This is a genomic window from Pseudomonas sp. P4_C3, assembly GCF_056402075.1.
The window spans coordinates 1-19,989 of record NZ_JBFUIC010000026.1 but is presented as its reverse complement, the minus strand read 5'-3'; the positions used below and the strand labels follow the sequence as shown (position 1 = coordinate 19,989).

The window sequence follows — 19,989 nt, the reverse complement described above, 5'->3', positions numbered from 1 at the left end:
AGGATTGAGGCCGTAGAGTCGATAGCCAGCTTCGTCTGAGAATGCTGCCAGCGGAATCGCAAGGTTTAGCAGGTCTTAGGAATAGTCCTACACTGGTAGGGCACCCAGCATATCTGCCACTGAGCCAAACTCCCGTTCCACACTTGGCAATTCGGGGCGCTTCAAGACAATCACCGGCACACCACGCTCACGCGCCACTTCCAGCTTCGGCTCGGTCGCCGTGCTGCCGCTGTTCTTGCTGATCAGCACGTCGATGTTTCGCCGCTCGAACAACTCACGTTCATCGTCGATCAGGAATGGCCCACGTGCGCCGATCACTTCACAGCGCTCGTTGCCCGGATACACATCCAGTGCGCGCAGGGTCCAGAATTGCTCCGCCGGAATTTCATCCAGGTGCTGCAGGGGCTCGCGACCGAGGGTGAACAGCGGTCGACGGAAGGGTTTCAGGGCTTCGATCAGTTCGGCCCAATCGCTGACTTCCCGCCAGTCATCCCCTGCCTGGGCTTGCCAGGCCGGACGCCGTAGCGCCCAGCAGGGAATGCCGCTCAAGCGCGCGGCGGTCGCGGCGTTCTGGCTGATTTGGGCGGCGTAGGGGTGAGTGGCATCGAGCAGCAGATCGATGCCTTCATCGCCAATGAATTGCGCCAGGCCCTCGGCACCGCCGTAGCCGCCGACGCGAACCTGGCATTGCAGGTCCGTCGGCACCCGACCGATACCGGCCAGGCTATAGATGTGCTGCGGCCCCAGCGTGCGGGCAATGACCATGGCTTCGGTCACGCCGCCTAGCAGGAGAATGCGCTTCATTGAAAGGCTCCCGCATGGCCAACGATCCCGCCCTGGCGATCGATGGCAAAGACTTCCACCTGAACCTGCGCCGGCACCACGCTGCGGGCAAAATCCAGGGCGTGCTGACAGACTGCATTACCCAGGGTGACCCCGGCTGCGGCGGCCATGGCCAGTGCCTGCTGGCTGGTGTTGGCCTCGCGGATGCTCTGCTGCAACGCCGCATCAGCGCCGACCTGTGCCGCCCATAGCGCCAGTTGCGGCAGGTCGATGCTCGAATGGCGACTGTGCAGATCCATGTGCCCGGCCGCCAGTTTGCTGATCTTGCCGAAACCACCGCACAGGCTGAGTTTTTCCACCGGTACTTTGCGCAGGTGCTTAAGCACGGCGCCAACGAAGTCGCCCATTTCGATCAGGGCGATTTCCGGYAGGTTGTAGACCCGGCGCATGGTGTCTTCGCTGGCGTTGCCGGTGCAGGCGGCGATGTGCAGGTAACCGTTGGTTTTCGCCACGTCGATGCCCTGGTGGATCGAGGCGATGTAGGCCGCACAGGAAAACGGCCGGACGATGCCACTGGTGCCGAGGATCGACAGGCCGCCAAGAATGCCCAGGCGCGGGTTCATGGTCTTCAGTGCCAGTGCCTCGCCGTTCTCGACATTGACCGTGACCTCGAAGCCGCCGCTGTAGCCGAGTTCGTCGGCCAGCCGGGCCAGGTGTTCGCTGATCATTTTGCGCGGCACCGGGTTGATCGCCGGTTCGCCGACACCCAGCACCAGCCCGGGTCGGGTCACTGTGCCGACGCCGCGACCGGCCTTGAAGCGTGTCCCGGGTTCGCTACTCAGGCGCACCTGGGAGTAGAGCAGGGCACCGTGGGTCACGTCCGGATCGTCACCGGCGTCTTTGAGTGTTCCCGCTTCGGCGCCGTCCTCGGTGAGGCGGCAGAACTCCAGGCGCATCTGCACCTGTTTGCCCTTGGGCAACACGATTTCCACCGCATCGGCCGATGTGCCATCCAGCAGCAGACGCGCGGCGGCGAGGCTGGTGGCCGTGGCGCAACTGCCGGTGGTCAGGCCGCTGCGCAGTGGTGCGGGTTGTTCGGCGGTTTCGTCACGCATCGAAGGGTTTCGTCACGTCCAGCAAGGTAATCGGCAAGGCCTGTCGCCAGGTGTCAAAGTCGCCCAGCGGTTGTGCTTGCGCGATATGAATGCGGGTCAACTCCCCGCCGTGTTGCTCGCGCCAGGTCATCAGGGTCATTTCACTTTGCAGGGTGACCGCGTTGGCGACCAGCCGGCCCCCGGGTTTGAGTTCGGCCCAGCACGTATCGAGCACGCCTTCGCGGGTGACTCCGCCGCCGATGAAAATCGCATCCGGCCGCTCCAGCCCGGCCAGGGCCAGCGGCGCACTGCCGCGAACCAGTTGCAGGCCGGGAACGCCGAGGGCATCGCGGTTGTGTTCGATCAACGTTTGTCGGCCCGCATCCGCCTCGATGGCCAGTGCGCGGCAACTGGGGTGAGCGCGCATCCATTCGATGCCGATCGAGCCGCTGCCGGCGCCGACGTCCCACAACAGTTCGCCAGGGACTGGGGCCAGGCGCGCGAGGGTGATGGCGCGCACATCGCGTTTGGTCAGTTGGCCGTCGTGCCGGAAGGCCGAGTCCGGCAGGCCGGCCAGTCGCGACAACCGCAGCGTGTTCGGCTCGGCGACGCACTCGATGGCGATCAGATTCAGGTCGGCGATCAGCGGATCGTTCCAGTCGCTGGCGATACCGTCGATACGCCGCTCGGCTTCACCGCCCAGGTGTTCCAGCACGGTGAGACGGCTAGGGCCGAAGCCACGTTCGCGCAACAGGGCCGCGATGGCGGCGGGGCTGCGGCCGTCGTTGCTCAACACCAGCAAGCGCACGCCACTGGACAAGTGGGCGTTGAGTGCGGCGAAAGGCCGGGCCACCACGGACAGTGTGACCACCTCCTGCAAGGGCCAACCCATTCGTGCAGCGGCCAGCGAGCAGGAGGACGGTGCGGGAAGCGTCAGCATCTCGGCTGCGGGGAGTTGCCGGGCGAGGCTGGCGCCGACGCCGAAGAACATCGGGTCGCCACTGGCCAGGACGCAAACAGGGTCGCCACGGTATGACAGCAGCGACTCAAGGCAGAAGGGACTCGGCCATGGCTGGCGCTCGCCGCGTATGCACGGCGGGAGCAAATCCAGATGCCGCTGGCCGCCGAAGATTTTCGCGGCGCGCAACAGCGCATGCCGGGCGTTCTTGCCCAGACCCTTGAAACCGTCTTCGCCGATGCCCACTACCGTCAGCCAGGGTGTCATGCCATTCCTCAATCACGCGTTAAACGTTGTTGGGCGGCATGATAGCGCGGGTTCCTTGAGCTGACTGCCTTCTCTTCCCGACCGGAGTCTTTTCATGCGGCGAAGTAAAGCAGGCATAATACCGCGCACTTTCGCCGTGAATCGCCTCGCCACCTGAACGGGTCCGCCTTGAACCAACGTCCGCTGTCCGCTGCCTTACGCCCCTCGGCTTGCCCGGGGTTACTGCGTATTGTCCCGGCACTGGATGGCGGTATCTGCCGGATCAAGTTGAACGGCGGTTCGATCAGCAGCGTCCAGGCCGAGGCCGTGGCGGCTGCGGCCGAGCGGTACGCCAGCGGGGCGATCGAGGCGACCAACCGGGCCAACCTGCAGATCCGCGGCATTGGTAGCGAGCAAACGGCGTTGATCGACAGCTTGCTGGCCGCCGATCTGGGGCCGCAAAACGCGGCCGGCGACGATGTGCGTAACCTGATGCTCAGCCCCGGCGCCGGGATCGACCTGYGCATGCTGTTCGACACTCGCCCGCTGGCAGCGCAGATCCTCGCCACACTGCAAGGCCACGAAGTGTTCCACGACCTCAGTGCCWAGTTCGCCGTACAGCTCGATGGCGGCGAAGACCTGGCGATGCTCGAACATCCCCATGACCTGTGGCTCTCGGCGTTTGAACAAGATGGCGAGCGACGGCTGGCGTTCGGTCTGACGGGATGCCCGACGGACAGCCCCGCCGGTTCGGTTGCGCTGGCTGACGGGTACTCTCTGGTGGTCGCGGTCCTTGAGTTGTTCCTGGAGCTGGCGCGCCCCGAGCAGACGCGGATGCGTCATTTGCTGGTCGGGTATTCGGTCGAGGACGTTCTACTTCGGTTGGCTGAGCGTGTATCGATGCAAGAGGTTGTCGGTTGGCAGCGGGTTTCGGGTTCCAGTGATGTGCACTTGGGCGCCCATCCCCAGGCCGAGCCGGGTGTTGTCTATGTGGGGGCTGTCCCGCCGCTGGGTCGGCTCGATCCGACGATGCTGCGGGGTGTGGCGCAACTGGCACGCGAGTTCGGTGATTGCAGTCTGCGCTTCACACCCTGGCAAAGCCTGCTGCTGCCTAATGTCCACGCGAAAAACGCCGCCGAGGTCATTCGGCAATTGAAATGTCTGGGCTTGCAGTGCGAAGCCGATCAGCCATTGTCCCGGTTGATCGCCTGCACCGGTTCCAACGGTTGCGCCAAGGGGTTGGCCGAGACCAAGGGTGATGCCCTGAAATTGGCCGAATTGCTGCAGCGTCACGGACAAGCGCCGAACGTACATTTGAGCGGTTGCCCGCGTTCCTGCGCCGCCGCGCATACGGCGCCCGTCACCTTGCTGGCCGTGGCCCCCGGTCACTACGATCTCTATTTACGCGATGCAGCGCAGCCGGGTTTCGGCGCGCTGCACGCACGCAACCTTACTATTGAAGCGGTCGCGGCCTTGCTCGACGCCCGCTCACGGAGCCCCATCGATGCTTGATTACATCCGCGACGGTCAGGAGATCTATCGCAACTCCTTCGCGATCATTCGCACCGAGGCCAACCTCGACCGAATCCCGGCTGATCTGGAGAAACTCGCGGTCCGTGTGATTCACGCCTGCGGCATGGTCGATGCCATCGACGGTTTGCAGTTTTCCGAAGGTGCAGGCAAAGCCGGGCGTGATGCACTGGCGGCCGGCGCGCCGATTTTGTGCGATGCGCGGATGGTCTCCGAAGGCGTGACCCGCGCGCGCCTGCCGGCGAACAATGCGGTGATCTGCACCTTGCGCGATGAGAGCGTTCCAGAGCTTGCCCGTGAATTGGGCAATACCCGCTCAGCCGCTGCGCTGGAGTTGTGGCGTCCGCATCTGGAAGGCAGCGTGGTGGTCATCGGCAACGCACCGACGGCCCTGTTCTATTTGCTGGAAATGCTCGACGCCGGTGCGCCGAAACCGGCGTTGATCCTCGGTTTTCCAGTAGGCTTCGTCGGCGCCGCCGAATCCAAGGCAGCGCTGGCGGCCGACAGCCGTGGCGTGCCTTTTGTCATCATGCAAGGTCGCCTGGGCGGTAGCGCCATGGCCGCCGCCGCCGTCAATGCCCTCGCCACGGAGATCGAATGATGCAGCAACCTGGACGTTTGATCGGCCTCGGCGTCGGCCCCGGTGATCCGGAACTGATTACCGTCAAGGCCCTGCGTTTGCTGCGCGAGTCGCCGGTGGTGGCGTACTTCGTCGCCAAGGGCAAGAAAGGCAACGCTTTCGGCATCATCGAAACGCATCTGCAAGAAGCGCAGAATCTGTTGCCACTGGTGTACCCGGTGACCACCGAAGCCTTGCCGGCGCCGCTGTCCTACGAACAAGTGATCAGCGACTTCTACGATGACGCTGCCGAAGAACTGGCCACGCATCTCGACGCAGGCCGTGATGTCGCGGTGATCTGCGAGGGTGATCCGTTCTTCTACGGCTCCTACATGTACCTGCACGACCGGCTCGCCGAACGTTATCAGGCTGAAGTCGTGCCCGGTGTGTGCTCGATGCTCGGCGGCGCCTCGGTGCTCGGTGCACCGCTGGTGTATCGCAATCAGAGTCTGTCGGTGTTGTCCGGTGTGTTGCCGCACGACGAACTCAAGCGTCGCCTGGCCGATGCCGATGCGGCGGTGATCATGAAACTGGGGCGCAACTTTCCCAAGGTCCGCCAGGTGCTGGAAGAACTCGGCCTGGCCGAGCGTGCGCTGTACGTCGAACGCGCGACCATGGCCAATCAGAAGATCGTGCCGCTGGATCAGGTCGAGCCGATGTCTTCACCGTACTTCTCGTTGATCATCGTTCCCGGCGAAAGGTGGCAAGGCTGATGACTCGTCCAGTTCCGGCGATTGTCATTCTCGGCAATGGCAGCCTCGCTACCGCACGCAGCATTCAGCAGGTGTACCCCGAAGCCCTGATCCATGGCCTGGCCGAACGGGTCGAAGGCGCGGATCGGGTCTATCACGAATTCGGTGCGACCCTGCGCGAGCTCTATCAACAGGGCACGCCGATCATTGCCCTGTGCGCGGCCGGGATCGTGATCCGCACGCTGGCGCCCTTGTTGCTGGAAAAAGGCGCCGAGCCACCGGTATTGGCGGTGGCCGAAGACGGCAGCGCCGTGGTTCCACTGCTGGGTGGTCTCGGCGGGGTGAATGTGATGGCGCGGGAAATTGCCGTCGCACTGGAAGTTTCTGCGGCGATCACCACCAGCGGTGAGTTGCGTTTCGGCACGTGCCTGCTCAACCCGCCCAGCGGCTATGCCCTGGGCGATCTGGAACTGGGCAAGCGTTTTGTCTCCGATTTGCTCGCCGGGGAAGCGGTGCGAATTGAGGGTGAGGCCCCTTGGCTGGCGCGGGCGCAGTTGCCCGAAAATGCGCAGGCCCGATTGGCGGTGCATGTCAGTCATGTCGAGCGGGCACCTGCTGCCAACGAACTGTTGATCTACCCACGCAATGTGGCGGTCGCTGTGGATACTGGCCTGGTGAATGTCGCGGCGGCGGTGCGCGAGGCATTGCATCAGGGAAAAATCGCCGTGCAGTCGCTGGCCTGTCTGTTGGCCGCCGATACGGAAATGGCCAGTCCGGCGTTGCGTGAGGCAGCGCTTGAATTGGGCGTGCCGTTGCGTTTTGCCGGCGCTGAGAAGGCGCTTGGCGAACGTCTGCGTACTGCCATAGGCCAGCCATTTTCCATGCTTGGTAGCGACACCGTTGCCATTGCGGTGGCAGAGCAGCCGCTGGCCCCATTGCAAATCGGCCGCCCGCGTGGACGGCTGGCGGTGATCGGCCTCGGGCCAGGTGCTGCTGAACTGATGGTGCCGGCAGTGAAGGCTGAACTGGCACGCGCCAACGATGTATTGGGCTACGAAACCTATGTACGCATGGCCGGGCCGTTTCGCGCCGACCAGGTGCTGCATTGCACCGACAACCGTGAAGAGATGCAGCGCGCCCGTCACGCTTTCGAACTGGCGGCCCAAGGGCGTTCGGTGGTGGTGGTTTCTTCAGGGGATCCGGGGGTTTTCGCCATGGCCGCGGCGGTGTTGGAAGCGCTGCACGAATCCACCGACGTCCATTGGCACAACGTCGATCTCGAGATTTTGCCGGGGGTTTCCGCCTCGCTGGCGACAGCCGCCCAGGCGGGTGCGCCGCTGGGGCATGACTTCTGCGTGCTGTCGCTGTCGGATAACCTCAAGCCATGGGCAATCATCGAGAAACGCCTGGACCTGGCCGCGCAAGCCGACCTGGCCCTGGCCTTTTACAACCCGATCTCGCGTTCGCGGCCATGGCAGTTGGGCCAGGCCCTGGACATCGTCGCCCGGCACCGGGTGCCACAAACACCTGTCGTGTTGGGGCGGGACATTGGCCGGCCGGGTCAGACACTGCGCGTTACGACCCTCGGCCAATTGACCCCCGACCAGGTCGATATGCGCACGATGGTATTGATCGGCTCATCCTTGACCTGTGTTTTTCCGCGGGTCGGCGGCGGTGATTGGGTTTACACGCCGCGCTGGTACCCAAGCAAGCCAGTCACCTGAGTGAAAGCGGCTTTGCTCAAAGGTCGCTGATGTTCAAGGCAACAACTAACGATAGGGCCTGCGATTGACGAAAGTTGTCGCTGGCCTTTTTATTTTCTAATAGTTCCTGAAATAAGTTCTGAGTGTTTTTACTTTGACCGATTCAACTCTGCGCTTTAGTTTCAGCAGGTCGCATGAGGCGGCTTATTGATTAAATGGAGATTTAAATGGTCGATGTAAAAGATTACTCAGTGGCTCAAGTCGCATTTGATGATGCCATGCAGGATAAGTATTTCGAAGGCATTGCGGCAGAACTGAAAAACGTCGCACCACGGGGGCGGACCAAGCGTTCCACCTCGATCCTGRGCKCAGCATCGAGTGATTCGYCGGCGCAAGGTGTKGGGRCTTCGGTAGTAGGGCCCTCGCTGGTGGTATTCGACCAGGCGCTTTCGGAGGAAGACATGCAGGATGCGCTGGACTGCCAGCAGTTTGCTGAGGCGGTGGTCCGGCGCCTGCCCAAGGGAACCAGCAACGAAGAGCGGTACCATAAGTACAACGAGGCATTGATGGCGGTAGGTTGGGTGACGGAAAGCCTCACCTACAAGAAATACGTCAGCAAACAGCTCACCATCACGATGAATGAGGCGGTGTTGCAGGTACTGGAGACCGTCATTTCCAGAGGTACGAGCAGCGTCCTGAACTTGGTGGCGTCGGGTTTCAGCAAGCTTAAAGGCGATAAGGACGCACTGAAGATTGTCGATGCCGGCAGCAAGAAAAACGAGGTCATCAGTTTCAAGGCTGTGCCCTTCATTGCGACGCCAGGCGGTGGCATGTCCATGTTGATGGGCGGCCTTGACTTGGTGGACAAGGAATACAACGGCAACTTTTTATTCGTGACTTACAAGACCCAAGGGTTGCAGATTTTCCAGGGGGCCGGTGTGCGCAAGTTCAATCGACGAGCATTCAAGCGAATGAAAGACAAACTGCATGCCTATATCGATCAATTTGCCGATGGTCTTTTCAAACAGGTGGCAGGTCAATAAGGCGGGCAGGCTTTTATCGATGTAATCGATTAAAGTACTGGCTGTAAGGGGGTAAATATGCCTGCGTCTGTTAATGCTGTCGTAGTGGGTGGTTGCCTGTTGTCCTTTACCCAGAGGGTAAGTTCGCAAGACCAGGAGGATATACAGGACTGCCTGTTGTACGCGGAACTGGCGGCCAATGAGAAATACCCGGGCCAGGTGTCGAGGAAGGTCTGGTTCGACTATTTTCAAGGGCGATTGCTCAAGGCGGGATACACGCTCAAGACCATCGTTCCGGCCGAGCCGATCCTGGTCACGAGTGTCCGACAATTGCTCAGCGCCAGTTATAGCGTGATTGGCCGCTTGGGCGTGGAGAGCTTGGGCCAGCTCCTCGAGGACACCTATCAGGCGTTGCGGCTGGATGAGTTTGCCTGGAACTTCTTTCGCGGCAATGTCGCCAATGGCGGCTCGGGCATCCTCAAGTGCGCGCCTTGCGAGCGGCTCGCCTCGGGTGAAGTGGTCGTCTGCCTGCTTGGCTTGCGCTACATCGCGACCGTGATTGAACGCGACTTTTTCCTGTGGAGCGAGTTCAATCGAGAGCTGGCAATCATTCCCAATGGCGGGGTGTTTGTGTTCAACCGACGGGTGTTTGAAAACTACCGTAAACGGGTCCACGAAAAAATCGAAGCTTATTCGAACAAGGTGTTCGTGCGCAAACTCCAGTCCTGACTGAAAGGCTTTACACACAATAAAAAGGCAAGGCCCTGTGATTGATGCACAGGGCCTTGTTTTCGGGGTTGGACAAGCCGTCGCTTCAAGGCACCAGGTAACCCTTGACTCCGGTGAAGATGATCTGCGCCGCCAGCGCGCACACAAACAATCCCATCAACCGGCTGACTATCTGTAAGCCCTGATCGCCGAGAATGCGTTCGATGCGGCTGGACAGATAAAGCACCACCCCCACGGTGAAGCTGGCAAGGGCAATGCTGACAATGGCGGTGAGTTTGTCGTCCCAGTGCGGCTGGCTCACGCCCATCACGAGTAAGGCACCGATGGTGCCGGGGCCGACCGTCAGCGGAATGGTCAGCGGGACAATGGTCACATCCTGCTGCACGTTGTCGGTCTGTACCGCCGATTTGCCTTGTGCCATCCCTAGTGCCGAGATGAACAGGACACTGCCTGCGCCGATGCGGAATGCGTCCACGGTGATGCCGAAAACACTGAAAATCACTCGGCCGAACAAGTACAGCAGAACACTGGAGACCAGGGTGGCGACCGCTACTTTCCAGGCCAGCCGACGCTGTTCCTTGCGCGAATAACCACGGGTAAGGCTGATGAAGCAGGACAACACGAAGAATGGGCTGTAGAGCACCAGCATCTTCAGGTAAACGCTGAACAACACATGGAGCATGGTGCCGGGCTCACTGGCGAGGGAAGTCGAGGGGGAGTCTATCAGGGGTTGCGCAGTCTGTCGGCTCAGGACGTTTGGGTCGTTGCGCGATTCTGCTGGTCACGCTGGGCGACCCAGTGCTCGATCAGTTCGCGCAGCTGCGACAGTTCCACCGGTTTGGCCATGTGCCCGTCCATGCCGGCCTGCCGCGCACGTTCTTTGTGTTCGGCCAGGATATGGGCGGTCAATGCCACCACGGGGGTTCGGACCCGCTGGTTGCTGACTTCCCAGGCACGCAATTGCTGGGTGGCCGAGAAGCCGTCGAGGATCGGCATTTCGCAGTCCATCAGCACCAGGTCGTAACGCTGGGCTTTCATCGCTTGCAAGGCTTCTTCGCCGTTGCAGGCAGTATCCGGTTGCAGGTTGAGCTTGCTCAGCATGCCGCGGATCACCTTGGTCGAGATGCTGTTGTCTTCGGCCACCAGAATGCGGAAGTCGCAGGGGACCTTGACCGGCAGGACCTGGCCGCTTGGCACGGGCTGGGTAGCGACGAGACCTTTGTTGCGTTGGGTCAGTTCGTCGGCCAGAGTGGTCTTGAGGGTGTAGCCGGCTACCGGTTTGGCGAGGATGCGCTTGATCCCGGAATTGCGCGCAATGATCTTGCTCGGTGCGTTGCTGATGCCGGTGAGCATGATCAGCAGGATGTCGTGGTTCAGGCTCGGGTCTTCCTTGATCTTGGCCGCCAGTTGCATGCCGGTCATGCCGGGCATGTTCTGGTCCAGCAGGACCACATCGAAGTAATCACGCAAATGAGCCTTGGTGCGCAGTAGTGCAAGCGCTTCCTTGCCGGAAGGCGCAGCGCTGACGTTCAGGCCCCAGGCGCTGCATTGCTGCACCAGTACCTTGCGACAGGTGTCATTGTCGTCCACCACCAATACCCGCGCACCTTGCAGAGGGCCGTCGAGGTCGGAGGTCGGGTGTTCGAGGCGATCCGGGTCCAGCGGCAGGGTCAGCCACAGCGTGCTGCCCTGGTTGCTGCCGCTCTTGATCCCGAACTCCCCTTGCATCAAGCGGATCAGCTGGCGGGCAATCACCAGCCCCAGGTTACCGCCCGGATGGGTGGCCGAAAGGAAATGCCGGCTGTGCAGTTCGGCGTGCATCAGGGCGTCTCGTTCTTCGGCGTCCATGGGCTCGCCGCTGTCCTGCACGGCAATACGCAGGCGTGGTTTGTTGTTGCGCTCGTCGAGCGCCACGACGATCAGGATTTCGCCTTCATCGGTTTTTTTCAGGGCGTTTTCCAGCAGGCTCAACAGGGTCTGGCGCAAGCGTGTCGGGTCACCGCTGATCACCCGCGGCACTTGCGGCTGGATGAAGCTGATCAACTCGACGTTTTGCTGCTCGGCCTTGGCGCGGAAGATGCTCAGGCAGTCTTCGATCAGCGCGTTGAGGTCGAACTGCACATCGTCCAGCTCGATCTGCCCGGACTCGAGTTTTGAAATGTCGAGAATTTCGTTGATCAGTGTCAGCAGCTCGTTGCCGGCGCTGTGGATCGTCTGCACATAGTCGCGTTGCTTGACCGAAAGCGGCGTGCCCAGCAGCAGCTCGGTCATACCGAGGACGCCGTTCATCGGTGTGCGGATCTCATGGCTGATTTTCGCCAGGAACTCGGCCTTGGCGTTGATCTCGGCGTTGCTGGCCGCCAGGTCACGGCTGATGCTGAAACGGTCTTCGGTGATGCGGCGCTGGCGCTCGCTCAATGCAATGCTCATCAGCAGGCCGCTGATGCAGATGAACACCAGCAAGGTGGTGAGCAGGCCATGGGGCTCGATCAGGGTCAGCCCCAACAGGGCGGGCAGGATGATCAGTGTCCCGAGGTTGAACACCACCATGGCCACCACGAAGAGGCGAGCCGGGCGATAACCTTTTTGCCAGTGATAGACGCTGATGAACAGCATGGTCAGGCCTGCCAAGGCTACCAGGCCGTAGGTAATGAAGTTCAGCGGCAAGGTATTGACGAACAGCAGCATCAGGCCGCAGATGGTGATGAGCAGGATCTCGCCGAGCAGCAACCGGTTCAGCGGGTGCGGCCCGAGCGGGGAGAAGAAGCGATAGGCAAGCATCAGACCGCAGGGCGCCGTCATTAACAATGCCAGGTAAGCCCCCGGCGTTTGCAGTGCATGCCAGTCCGGCAGCCAGGGACCAGCGAGGTTCAGCAACAGCAGCAGGCTGAGCATCAACAACCCTTCGCACGTCGCCAACCAGAGGGCGCTGTGCGAGCGGGTGTAGGTGTAGCGGATGAGATTGTGCAGGATCAACATGGCGATGCAACCGAAAAGCAGGCCATAGATCAGCGTCTGGTTCTGGTTGGCAGCCGCGAGGATCGCCGATTGCAGGGTGATATAGGGGCGTAACTGGTGGTCGGAGGTCAGTCGCAGGTAAACGTCGAGGGGGGTGTCGCTTTGCGGCAGGGCCAGCATGAAGTCGCTGCTGGGCAATGGTCGCTCGGATTGCGGCTGTTCGTTGCCCGTGCTGGATTGATCGATCAGCTTGTCGCCGTCCAGCACGTACATGTTGAACTGGCGCAGGTCAGGCGCGAACACTCGCAGCAACTGTTCGTGGTTACCCGGCGCAAGCCTGAATCGCAACCATAACGCGCCATCGGGTTCGGCCGCGGTAATGCGGTCGAGTTCGATAGGGCTGAATTGATTGGTATAGCGTGCGGAACGGATGTCGCTCAGTTGCAAGTCGCCCTGTTCGTCGAGCAATACCGCCCAGCCACTGCCTTGCGTGGCCTGGGCCGGTAGCATGCAGAGCAAGGTCAGCAAAGTGACGGTCAAGCTTATGGCAATCCTGAGCCAGCGCACGGCGAAATCCCTTCGTTAGGTTGATGCCAGAATATAACGATGCGCGACGCCGGAACAGCCAGGCAATAAACCGTGTTCATTGCCTGGCGCGGTGTTTACCTTATTCCTGATTTTCGCCACGCTCGCGGGCAATGGCACGGTAGCCAATGTCCTTGCGATAGAAACAGCCTTCCCAGTCAATCGACGCCGCCAGTTTGTAAGCCTGCTGCTGTGCAGCGTCGACGCTGGCGCCCATGGCCGTGGCACAAAGCACTCGACCACCGGCCGTTACGACTTGACCGTCCTTGAGCGCAGTACCGGCGTGGAAGACTTTGCCTTCCAGTGCAGCTGCCGCATCCAGGCCGTTGATGGCCACACCTTTGGCGTAGTCACCAGGATAGCCGCCTGCGGCCAGCACGATACCGACGCTCGGACGTGGATCCCATTGCGCTTCGACCTTGTCCAGCGCCTGCGCCAGAGCCGCTTCGACCAACAGCACCAGGCTCGACTGCAAGCGCAGCATCACCGGCTGGGTCTCAGGGTCGCCGAAACGGCAGTTGAATTCGATGACTTTTGGGTTACCAGCCTTGTCGATCATCAGGCCGGCGTACAGGAAGCCAGTGTAGACATTGCCTTCCTCGGCCATGCCGCGCACGGTCGGCCAGATCACCAGGTCCATGACGCGCTTGTGCACGTCGGCGGTGACCACTGGTGCCGGGGAGTAAGCCCCCATGCCACCGGTGTTTGGACCGGTGTCGCCGTCACCGACGCGTTTGTGGTCCTGGCTGGTGGCCATCGGCAGCACGTTCTTGCCGTCGACCATGACGATGAAGCTGGCTTCTTCGCCGTCCAGGAATTCTTCGATGACCACGCGCGAACCCGCATCGCCAAAGGCATTGCCCGCCAGCATGTCGCGCACGGCGTCTTCGGCTTCAGCCAGGGTCATGGCGACGATCACGCCTTTGCCGGCGGCCAGGCCGTCGGCCTTGATCACGATCGGAGCGCCTTTTTCACGCAGGTAGGCCAGGGCTGGCTCGATTTCGGTGAAGTTCTGGTAGTCGGCAGTCGGGATCTTGTGGCGAGCCAGGAAGTCCTTGGTGAAGGCTTTCGAACCTTCCAGCTGTGCAGCGCCGGCGGTCGGACCGAAGCAATCGAGGCCGCGGCTGCGGAACAGATCCACAACACCGGCAACCAGCGGCACTTCAGGGCCAACGATGGTCAGGGAAACGTTTTTCTCGGCAAAGTCTGCCAGTTGCTCAAGCGCCAGTACATCAATGGCGACGTTCTCGCACTTGGCTTCGATGGCGGTACCGGCGTTGCCCGGAGCCACGAACACCTTCTGCACGCGCGGATCCTGAGCCACTTTCCAGGCCAGGGCGTGTTCACGGCCACCGCTGCCAATGATCAAAACATTCATTTCAAAAACCTCGGATGACGCTAATTCTGTTTTAGAACCTAAAGCGCTTCACGCTGTAGGAGGTTGCAATGACGCCGGTAGATGCAAGGCGGAGCCCACCTCGATGAGCGGAGTTGCCTTCTGGCAATGAGCATCATCGAGGTGGGCTCCAACGCAGCAGATGCCGGCGTCAGTGCGACCGTTGCCGTATTAGTGACGGAAGTGGCGCATGCCGGTGAATACCATCGCGATGCCGGCTTCGTCGGCAGCAGCAATCACTTCAGCATCACGCATTGAGCCGCCTGGTTGGATCACGGCAGTCACGCCCGCCTTGGCCGCACTGTCCAGACCGTCGCGGAACGGGAAGAAAGCGTCGGAAGCCATCACCGAACCGGCTACCTGCAAGCCAGCATGTTCGGCCTTGATCGCGGCGATACGTGCCGAGTTCACGCGGCTCATCTGGCCGGCGCCGACACCGATGGTCTGGCGGTTCTTGGCGTAGACGATGGCATTGGACTTCACGTACTTGGCGACTTTCCAGGCGAAGATCAGGTCGTTGATTTCCTGTTCGGACGGTGCGCGCTTGGTGACCACTTTCAGGTCGTCGGCGCCGATCATGCCGATGTCGCGGCTCTGTACCAGCAGGCCTCCGTTGACGCGCTTGTAGTCCCAGGCCGCCGCGCGGTCAGCCGACCACTCGCCGCAGGCCAGCAGACGTACGTTGGCTTTGGCGGCGACGATGGCGCGGGCTTCTTCGCTGACCGATGGAGCGATGATCACTTCGACGAACTGACGTTCGACGATGGCCTTGGCGGTCTCGGCGTCCAGTTCGCGGTTGAAGGCGATGATGCCGCCGAAGGCGGATTCGGTGTCGGTGGCGTAGGCCAGGTCGTAGGCCTTGCGGATGCCGCCTTCGGCATCAGGGCTGACAGCCACGCCGCACGGGTTGGCGTGCTTGACGATCACGCAAGCCGGCTTGACGAAGCTCTTCACGCACTCCAGCGCGGCATCGGTGTCGGCCACGTTGTTGTACGACAGTTCCTTGCCTTGCAGTTGGGTCGCGGTGGCGATGCCGACTTCGGCAGGCTTGGCCTCCACGTAGAACGCCGCGCTCTGGTGCGGGTTCTCGCCGTAGCGCATTTCCTGGGCCTTGATGAACTGGCTGTTGAAGGTGCGCGGGAACTCGCTGCGACCTTCTGTGCTGAGGGTGTCAGCAGCCTGGTTCACGGTGCCCATGTAGTTGGCGATCATGCCGTCATAGGCGGCGGTGTGCTCGAAGGCCTTGAGCATCAGGTCGAAACGCTGAGCGTAGGTCAGGCCGCCGGCCTTGAGGTTTTCCAGGACGCGGGCGTAATCGCTGGCGTTGACCACGATGGCCACATCCTTGTGGTTCTTGGCAGCGGAACGGACCATGGTCGGGCCGCCGATGTCGATGTTTTCGATGGCGGTCGGCAGGTCGCAACCTGGCTTGTTGATGGTGGCTTCGAACGGGTACAGGTTGACCGCAACCAGATCGATCGGCTTGATGCCGTGCTCGTTCATGATGGCGTCGTCGATACCGCGACGACCGAGGATCCCGCCGTGGATTTTCGGGTGCAGGGTCTTCACCCGACCGTCCATCATTTCGGCAAAGCCGGTGTAATCAGCGACTTCCACTGCGGCAACGCCGTTGTCCTGCAGCAGCTTGAACGTCCCGCCGGTGGAGAGGATCTCGACGCCCAGGGCTTCAAGCTCCTTGGCGAATTCGAGGATCCCGGTCTTGTCGGAAACGCTGATCAAGGCGCGGCGGATCGGCAGGCGGGTAGTCTGGTCGGTCATCTCAATTTCCATCAAAAGCAAAGGAAGTCAGCAAAAAAGGCGACCGGTTTACGCGGGCGCCTTTCTGGTTTGATTGAATGCTTACAGCAAATCGTACTGCTTGAGTTTCTTGCGCAGCGTGCCTCGGTTCAGTCCGAGCATCTCGCTGGCCTTGGTCTGGTTGCCCTTGACGTAATTCATCACGCACTCGAGCAGGGGAGCCTCGACTTCGGAGAGCACCAGGTTGTACACATCCGTGACGGCAGCGCCCTCAAGGTGGGCGAAATAATTGTGCAGCGCCTTCTCGACACTCCCGCGAAGGGTCTGGCCTTCTTCGCTTGGCGTATTGAGGTGCTGTTTCAAATTTACGTTGTCGCTCACGGGTGTTGTTCCACTCACTAAAGTCTCGGTCATCATCGTCATGCGGCCACCCACTCTCCGTCCCCTGTCAGGCTCTTGTAACGCTCGGCGAAAAACGCCCGAACGTTGGCGCATTGTGTATCCGTACCATCCAAACGATTGAAGTGGGCGCGAAACTCCCTGGCGCCCGGCAGGGTTGCGAGATACCAGCCCACATGCTTTCGAGCAATGCGCACACCCATGACATCGCCATAGAAGGCGTGCAGGGCGGCCAGATGCTCTAGCAGAATGCGTTCCACCTCGATCAGTTCCAGCGCCGGGAGCTTCTCGCCGGTACGCAGGAAATGGTCGATCTCGCGAAAAATCCATGGCCGCCCCTGGGCAGCCCGGCCAATCAACAAACCATCGGCACCGGTCGCGTCGAGCACGTACCGGGCTTTTTCCGGCGAATCGATATCGCCGTTGGCGAAGACCGGAATCGACACCGCCTGCTTGATCGCGGCAATGGTGTCGTACTCGGCAACACCTGTGTACAGGTCGGCACGGGTGCGGCCATGCACCGCCAGCGCCGTAATGCCTGCCTGCTCGGCGATCTTTGCCACCGTCAGGCCATTCTTGTTGTCCCGGTCCCAACCGGTCCGGATCTTCAGGGTAACCGGCACATCGACCGCAGCCACGACGGCCTGCAGGATCTCGGTTACCAGGGATTCATCCTTCAACAGTGCGGAACCGGCAGCCTTGTTGCAGACTTTTTTTGCCGGACAGCCCATGTTGATATCAATAATCTGTGCGCCCATTTCAACGTTGGCACGGGCGGCGTCCGCCAGCATCTGCGCGTCCCCACCGGCGATCTGTACCGAGCGTGGCTCGGGATCACCTTTGTGGATCATGCGCATGCGCGACTTGCGGGTGTTCCACAAACTCATGTCGCTGGTGACCATTTCCGAGACCACTAGTCCCGCGCCCAAGCGCTTGCACAGCTGACGAAAGGGCTGGTCGGTGACGCCCGCCATGGGGGCGAGAATCAAGCTGTTATGTAATGTGTATGGACCGATGCGTACCGCCGACATAGGACTTCCCTGTTGTGGGGCCGGATCATGGGAGTTCGAAAAAGGGTTGGCATGATACCCGCTCTCGATGACTGGATAAAGGCTGAATTGAACAAATTCTGAACAGTTATTCTGTTATTACCCGTGGTTTGGTTTGCCGGGTGGATTCAGAAAGCCGACGTCAATCGGGGAGCGATGGAGCGTTTCACTCCGGAGAGTGGAAGCTCAGACTGTAGTTCACGGCCTTGGCGCCGGGGTCGAGAATGTCCAGGGCGATGTGGATCGGCGTTTGCGGAGGCATTTCCGCCATGCCTTCGAGATCGCCATTGAGGTACTCGCCGGGTTTGAAGCGGCGACTGGCGATCAGGTGGCCATTGAGATCGGCGAAGCGCAGTTCCAGCAGCGGGAAGGGCTGGGAGAAGGGCGCGCGGTTATAGATGATCGCATCGACCACCAGGGCGCCATTGAACTCGGGATGGCTGCGCACCACCAGGTTGCTGCTCTTGATTTTCGCTATGTCGACCTTGGAGGGCACGGTGCAGCCGATTTGCGGGCACAGTTGCTGGAACCACGGGCGAAATTGATCCTGCCGCGCCAGTTCGTCGAAATGGTAGGCGATGTACTGGCCGGCGAGGGCGCCAGCGGCAATCAGCACCAGCAGCAACCACAACAGCCGTCGGCCCCAGGGCGAGCGGCGTTTTTGCCAGTCCAGTTGCAGCGGGTCGTCGGTCAGATCTTGCAGCACTTCGGCACGCACGCCCGGCTCGCTGCGTTCACGCCGCTTGCGCAGCGGTTCGATCGAGGGCAGGTCGTCRTCGATTTCGTTCTCGTCGGCGGCCGACAGGCGTTCGTGGCTCAGCGGCGCATCGAGCGGGTCGTTCAGGCGCAGCTGGGGTGGTTGCTGCTCGTCGTCGAGATCAACCGGTTCCAGGGACAGCGAAGGTTCGGTGCGCGAGGCTTTTCTCGGTTCGACCGTCGGCTCTGGCGATTCAAGGCTGTCGAGTGGTTCGTCGAGTTGCGCACGATCGGCCGCCGACTCACTGAACAGGCTGTCGGACCACGGCTCCTCGTCATCCTGCCCGGTGCTGTCACGACGGGCGCTCAGCGAGTCGTCGCGATGGCGGCCGAGCTCGGTGGTCGGCTGGATCTCCCTCTGTTCGAGCCGGGCGAGTTCTTCGTCGAGGTCGAGACTGTCCAGGTCCAGTTCGGTGGCGCTCCATTGCTTTTGGCTGATGGCGCGCGGCGGCGCTGCTTCGAGGGGCTGCGCAGGCTGCTCAGGCGGGAGCGGCTTCGCTGCCGGTGGTTCCTTGCCGGCCTGCTCAAGCAGCTGCCTGGCGGCATTGAACACCTGCAGGCAGGAGCCACAGCGAACCACACCACGCGCCACGCTCAACTGGGCATGGCTGACGCGGAAGCTGGTTTGGCAATGCGGGCACTGAGTGACGAAGCTATCGGTCATGCGGCGATCCGGATTATGCAGACGGCCATTCTAGCGCCGACGGCCAGTGATGCGCACCCAGCCATCGCGATTGGCGATCGGGTCCAGATCGAAGTCCTTGGCGTAGGCGGCTGCGACTTCGTCGCCCTGTTCGGCGAGGATGCCCGACAGCGCCAGGCGACCGCCGGACTTGACCAGGCCGGACAACTGCGGCGCCAGTGAGACCAGCGGGCCGGCGAGAATGTTGGCCACCAGCACGTCAGCCTGAACCTGTGGCAAGTCTTGCGGCAGATACAGCGGGAAGAGCTCTTCGGCAATGTTGTTGCGTCCGGCATTGTCGCGTGAGGCTTCCAGTGCCTGCACGTCGATATCGGTGCCCACGGCCTCTCTGGCGCCGAGCAACAGCGCGGCAATCGCCAGAATCCCCGAACCGCAACCGAAGTCCAGCACGTTGCAGCCTTTCAGATCCTGACCGTCGAGCCATTCCAGGCACAGCGCGGTGGTCGGGTGGGTGCCGGTGCCAAACGCCAGGCCCGGGTCCAGCAGCAAATTCACGGCATCCGGTTCCGGCGCGGCGTGCCAGCTCGGCACGATCCACAGGCGCTGGCCGAAACGCATTGGCTGGAAACCGTCCATCCAGCTGCGTTCCCAGTCCTGATCTTCGATCACTTCGCTGTGGTGCTCGGGCAGCGGGCTGCCGGTCAGCAGCTCCAGATGGGCCAGTACCGGGCCTGGCTCGGTGCCACCTTCGAACAGGGCCAGCAGGTGCGTGTGGGACCACAGCGGCGTGGTGTTGAGTTCTGGCTCGAAGATCGGCTGATCTTCGGCGTCCATGAAGGTCACCGACACGGCGCCCACTTCAAGGAAAGCGTCTTCATAGGTTTCGGCTTGTTCTGGGCTGATGGCGAGACGTACTTGCAGCCAAGGCATGGCGGGCACCTTTGAAAAATGTTGATTGCAGCCTGGCGGGCTGCGAGAGGGGCACAAGTTTACGCGAGCGCGGCTCAGAAGACGACCATGGCCGAAGATCAAAAGATCGCAGCCTTCGGCAGCTCCTACAGGGGAATGC

The 19,989-nt window shown here is 61.5% G+C and carries 17 protein-coding genes; 6 read left to right on the top strand and 11 right to left on the bottom strand.

What is annotated here, in order from left to right:
• Positions 1-87: 87 nt before the first annotated feature.
• Genes AC1DVH_RS07520 through cbiE form a run of 3 tightly spaced genes read right to left on the bottom strand, consistent with a single transcriptional unit; the run spans position 88 to position 3,102 of the window.
• Positions 88-804 (bottom strand): cobalt-precorrin-6A reductase, encoded by a 717-nt coding sequence (locus AC1DVH_RS07520; RefSeq protein ID WP_477753252.1) that lies wholly within the window; start codon positions 802-804, stop codon positions 88-90.
• A complete protein-coding gene (locus AC1DVH_RS07515; protein ID WP_477753251.1) occupies positions 801-1,898 on the bottom strand; it encodes a cobalt-precorrin-5B (C(1))-methyltransferase in 1,098 nt (365 codons plus the stop codon). The genes AC1DVH_RS07520 and AC1DVH_RS07515 overlap by 4 nt, the downstream gene beginning before the upstream one ends.
• Positions 1,891-3,102 (bottom strand): precorrin-6y C5,15-methyltransferase (decarboxylating) subunit CbiE, encoded by a 1,212-nt coding sequence (gene cbiE / locus AC1DVH_RS07510; protein WP_477753250.1) that lies wholly within the window; start codon positions 3,100-3,102, stop codon positions 1,891-1,893. The genes AC1DVH_RS07515 and cbiE overlap by 8 nt, the downstream gene beginning before the upstream one ends.
• A 168-nt stretch (positions 3,103-3,270) precedes the next feature.
• Here cbiE and cobG point away from each other — a divergent pair, with 168 nt between their 5' ends.
• The 6 genes from cobG to AC1DVH_RS07480 all read left to right on the top strand — a co-directional run bounded on the left by cobG (position 3,271) and on the right by AC1DVH_RS07480 (position 9,376).
• A complete protein-coding gene (cobG, locus tag AC1DVH_RS07505) occupies positions 3,271-4,593 on the top strand; it encodes a precorrin-3B synthase (RefSeq protein WP_477753249.1) in 1,323 nt (440 codons plus the stop codon).
• Complete coding sequence (locus AC1DVH_RS07500; protein ID WP_477753248.1) at positions 4,586-5,212, top strand: precorrin-8X methylmutase; 627 nt, start codon at positions 4,586-4,588, stop codon at positions 5,210-5,212. The genes cobG and AC1DVH_RS07500 overlap by 8 nt, the downstream gene beginning before the upstream one ends.
• The gene (locus tag AC1DVH_RS07495) at positions 5,212-5,943 is read left to right on the top strand and encodes a precorrin-2 C(20)-methyltransferase (protein ID WP_477753271.1); all 732 of its coding nucleotides are present in this window, start codon (positions 5,212-5,214) and stop codon (positions 5,941-5,943) included. The genes AC1DVH_RS07500 and AC1DVH_RS07495 overlap by 1 nt, the downstream gene beginning before the upstream one ends.
• Positions 5,943-7,646: a precorrin-3B C(17)-methyltransferase gene (cobJ, locus tag AC1DVH_RS07490; RefSeq protein ID WP_477753247.1), complete on the top strand. Its 1,704-nt coding sequence runs from the start codon at positions 5,943-5,945 to the stop codon at positions 7,644-7,646. Before AC1DVH_RS07495 ends, cobJ begins: the two co-directional genes overlap by 1 nt.
• A gap of 206 nt (positions 7,647-7,852) precedes the next feature.
• Positions 7,853-8,668, top strand: coding sequence for a hypothetical protein (locus tag AC1DVH_RS07485; protein WP_477753246.1), 816 nt, complete (start codon positions 7,853-7,855; stop codon positions 8,666-8,668).
• Between the two features lie 57 nt (positions 8,669-8,725).
• The gene (locus AC1DVH_RS07480; RefSeq protein WP_477753245.1) at positions 8,726-9,376 is read left to right on the top strand and encodes a hypothetical protein; all 651 of its coding nucleotides are present in this window, start codon (positions 8,726-8,728) and stop codon (positions 9,374-9,376) included.
• An 85-nt stretch (positions 9,377-9,461) separates the two neighbouring features.
• On the opposite strand, the gene AC1DVH_RS07475 is transcribed toward AC1DVH_RS07480, so the two are convergent.
• The 8 genes from AC1DVH_RS07475 to prmA form a co-directional block, all read right to left on the bottom strand.
• Positions 9,462-10,058, bottom strand: coding sequence for a MarC family protein (locus AC1DVH_RS07475; protein WP_111284385.1), 597 nt, complete (start codon positions 10,056-10,058; stop codon positions 9,462-9,464).
• A 65-nt stretch (positions 10,059-10,123) separates the two neighbouring features.
• On the bottom strand, positions 10,124-12,901 hold the full coding sequence (locus tag AC1DVH_RS07470) for a hybrid sensor histidine kinase/response regulator (RefSeq protein ID WP_477753244.1): 2,778 nt from the start codon (positions 12,899-12,901) through the stop codon (positions 10,124-10,126).
• A 100-nt stretch (positions 12,902-13,001) separates the two neighbouring features.
• The gene (gene purD, locus AC1DVH_RS07465; protein ID WP_477753243.1) at positions 13,002-14,297 is read right to left on the bottom strand and encodes a phosphoribosylamine--glycine ligase; all 1,296 of its coding nucleotides are present in this window, start codon (positions 14,295-14,297) and stop codon (positions 13,002-13,004) included.
• Positions 14,298-14,486: 189 nt separating this feature from the next.
• Positions 14,487-16,094: a bifunctional phosphoribosylaminoimidazolecarboxamide formyltransferase/IMP cyclohydrolase gene (purH, locus tag AC1DVH_RS07460; protein WP_477753242.1), complete on the bottom strand. Its 1,608-nt coding sequence runs from the start codon at positions 16,092-16,094 to the stop codon at positions 14,487-14,489.
• A gap of 81 nt (positions 16,095-16,175) precedes the next feature.
• On the bottom strand, positions 16,176-16,496 hold the full coding sequence (gene fis / locus AC1DVH_RS07455; protein ID WP_015093301.1) for a DNA-binding transcriptional regulator Fis: 321 nt from the start codon (positions 16,494-16,496) through the stop codon (positions 16,176-16,178).
• A complete protein-coding gene (dusB, locus tag AC1DVH_RS07450; RefSeq protein ID WP_477753241.1) occupies positions 16,493-17,503 on the bottom strand; it encodes a tRNA dihydrouridine synthase DusB in 1,011 nt (336 codons plus the stop codon). Before dusB ends, fis begins: the two co-directional genes overlap by 4 nt.
• Before the next feature lie 184 nt (positions 17,504-17,687).
• Positions 17,688-18,941, bottom strand: coding sequence for a DUF3426 domain-containing protein (locus tag AC1DVH_RS07445; protein WP_477753240.1), 1,254 nt, complete (start codon positions 18,939-18,941; stop codon positions 17,688-17,690).
• 30 nt (positions 18,942-18,971) lie between these two features.
• A complete protein-coding gene (gene prmA, locus AC1DVH_RS07440) occupies positions 18,972-19,850 on the bottom strand; it encodes a 50S ribosomal protein L11 methyltransferase (protein ID WP_477753239.1) in 879 nt (292 codons plus the stop codon).
• Positions 19,851-19,989 lie beyond the last annotated feature (139 nt).

Coding starts and splice junctions, on each gene's coding strand:
- AC1DVH_RS07520 (WP_477753252.1), bottom strand. CDS start 804: ATGAAGCGCATTCTCCTGCTAGGCGGCGTGACCGAAGCCATGGTCATT.
- cbiE (WP_477753250.1), bottom strand. CDS start 3,102: ATGACACCCTGGCTGACGGTAGTGGGCATCGGCGAAGACGGTTTCAAG.
- AC1DVH_RS07500 (WP_477753248.1), top strand. CDS start 4,586: ATGCTTGATTACATCCGCGACGGTCAGGAGATCTATCGCAACTCCTTC.
- AC1DVH_RS07495 (WP_477753271.1), top strand. CDS start 5,212: ATGCAGCAACCTGGACGTTTGATCGGCCTCGGCGTCGGCCCCGGTGAT.
- cobJ (WP_477753247.1), top strand. CDS start 5,943: ATGACTCGTCCAGTTCCGGCGATTGTCATTCTCGGCAATGGCAGCCTC.
- AC1DVH_RS07480 (WP_477753245.1), top strand. CDS start 8,726: ATGCCTGCGTCTGTTAATGCTGTCGTAGTGGGTGGTTGCCTGTTGTCC.
- AC1DVH_RS07475 (WP_111284385.1), bottom strand. CDS start 10,058: ATGCTCCATGTGTTGTTCAGCGTTTACCTGAAGATGCTGGTGCTCTAC.
- purD (WP_477753243.1), bottom strand. CDS start 14,297: ATGAATGTTTTGATCATTGGCAGCGGTGGCCGTGAACACGCCCTGGCC.
- purH (WP_477753242.1), bottom strand. CDS start 16,094: ATGACCGACCAGACTACCCGCCTGCCGATCCGCCGCGCCTTGATCAGC.
- fis (WP_015093301.1), bottom strand. CDS start 16,496: ATGACGATGATGACCGAGACTTTAGTGAGTGGAACAACACCCGTGAGC.
- dusB (WP_477753241.1), bottom strand. CDS start 17,503: ATGTCGGCGGTACGCATCGGTCCATACACATTACATAACAGCTTGATT.
- prmA (WP_477753239.1), bottom strand. CDS start 19,850: ATGCCTTGGCTGCAAGTACGTCTCGCCATCAGCCCAGAACAAGCCGAA.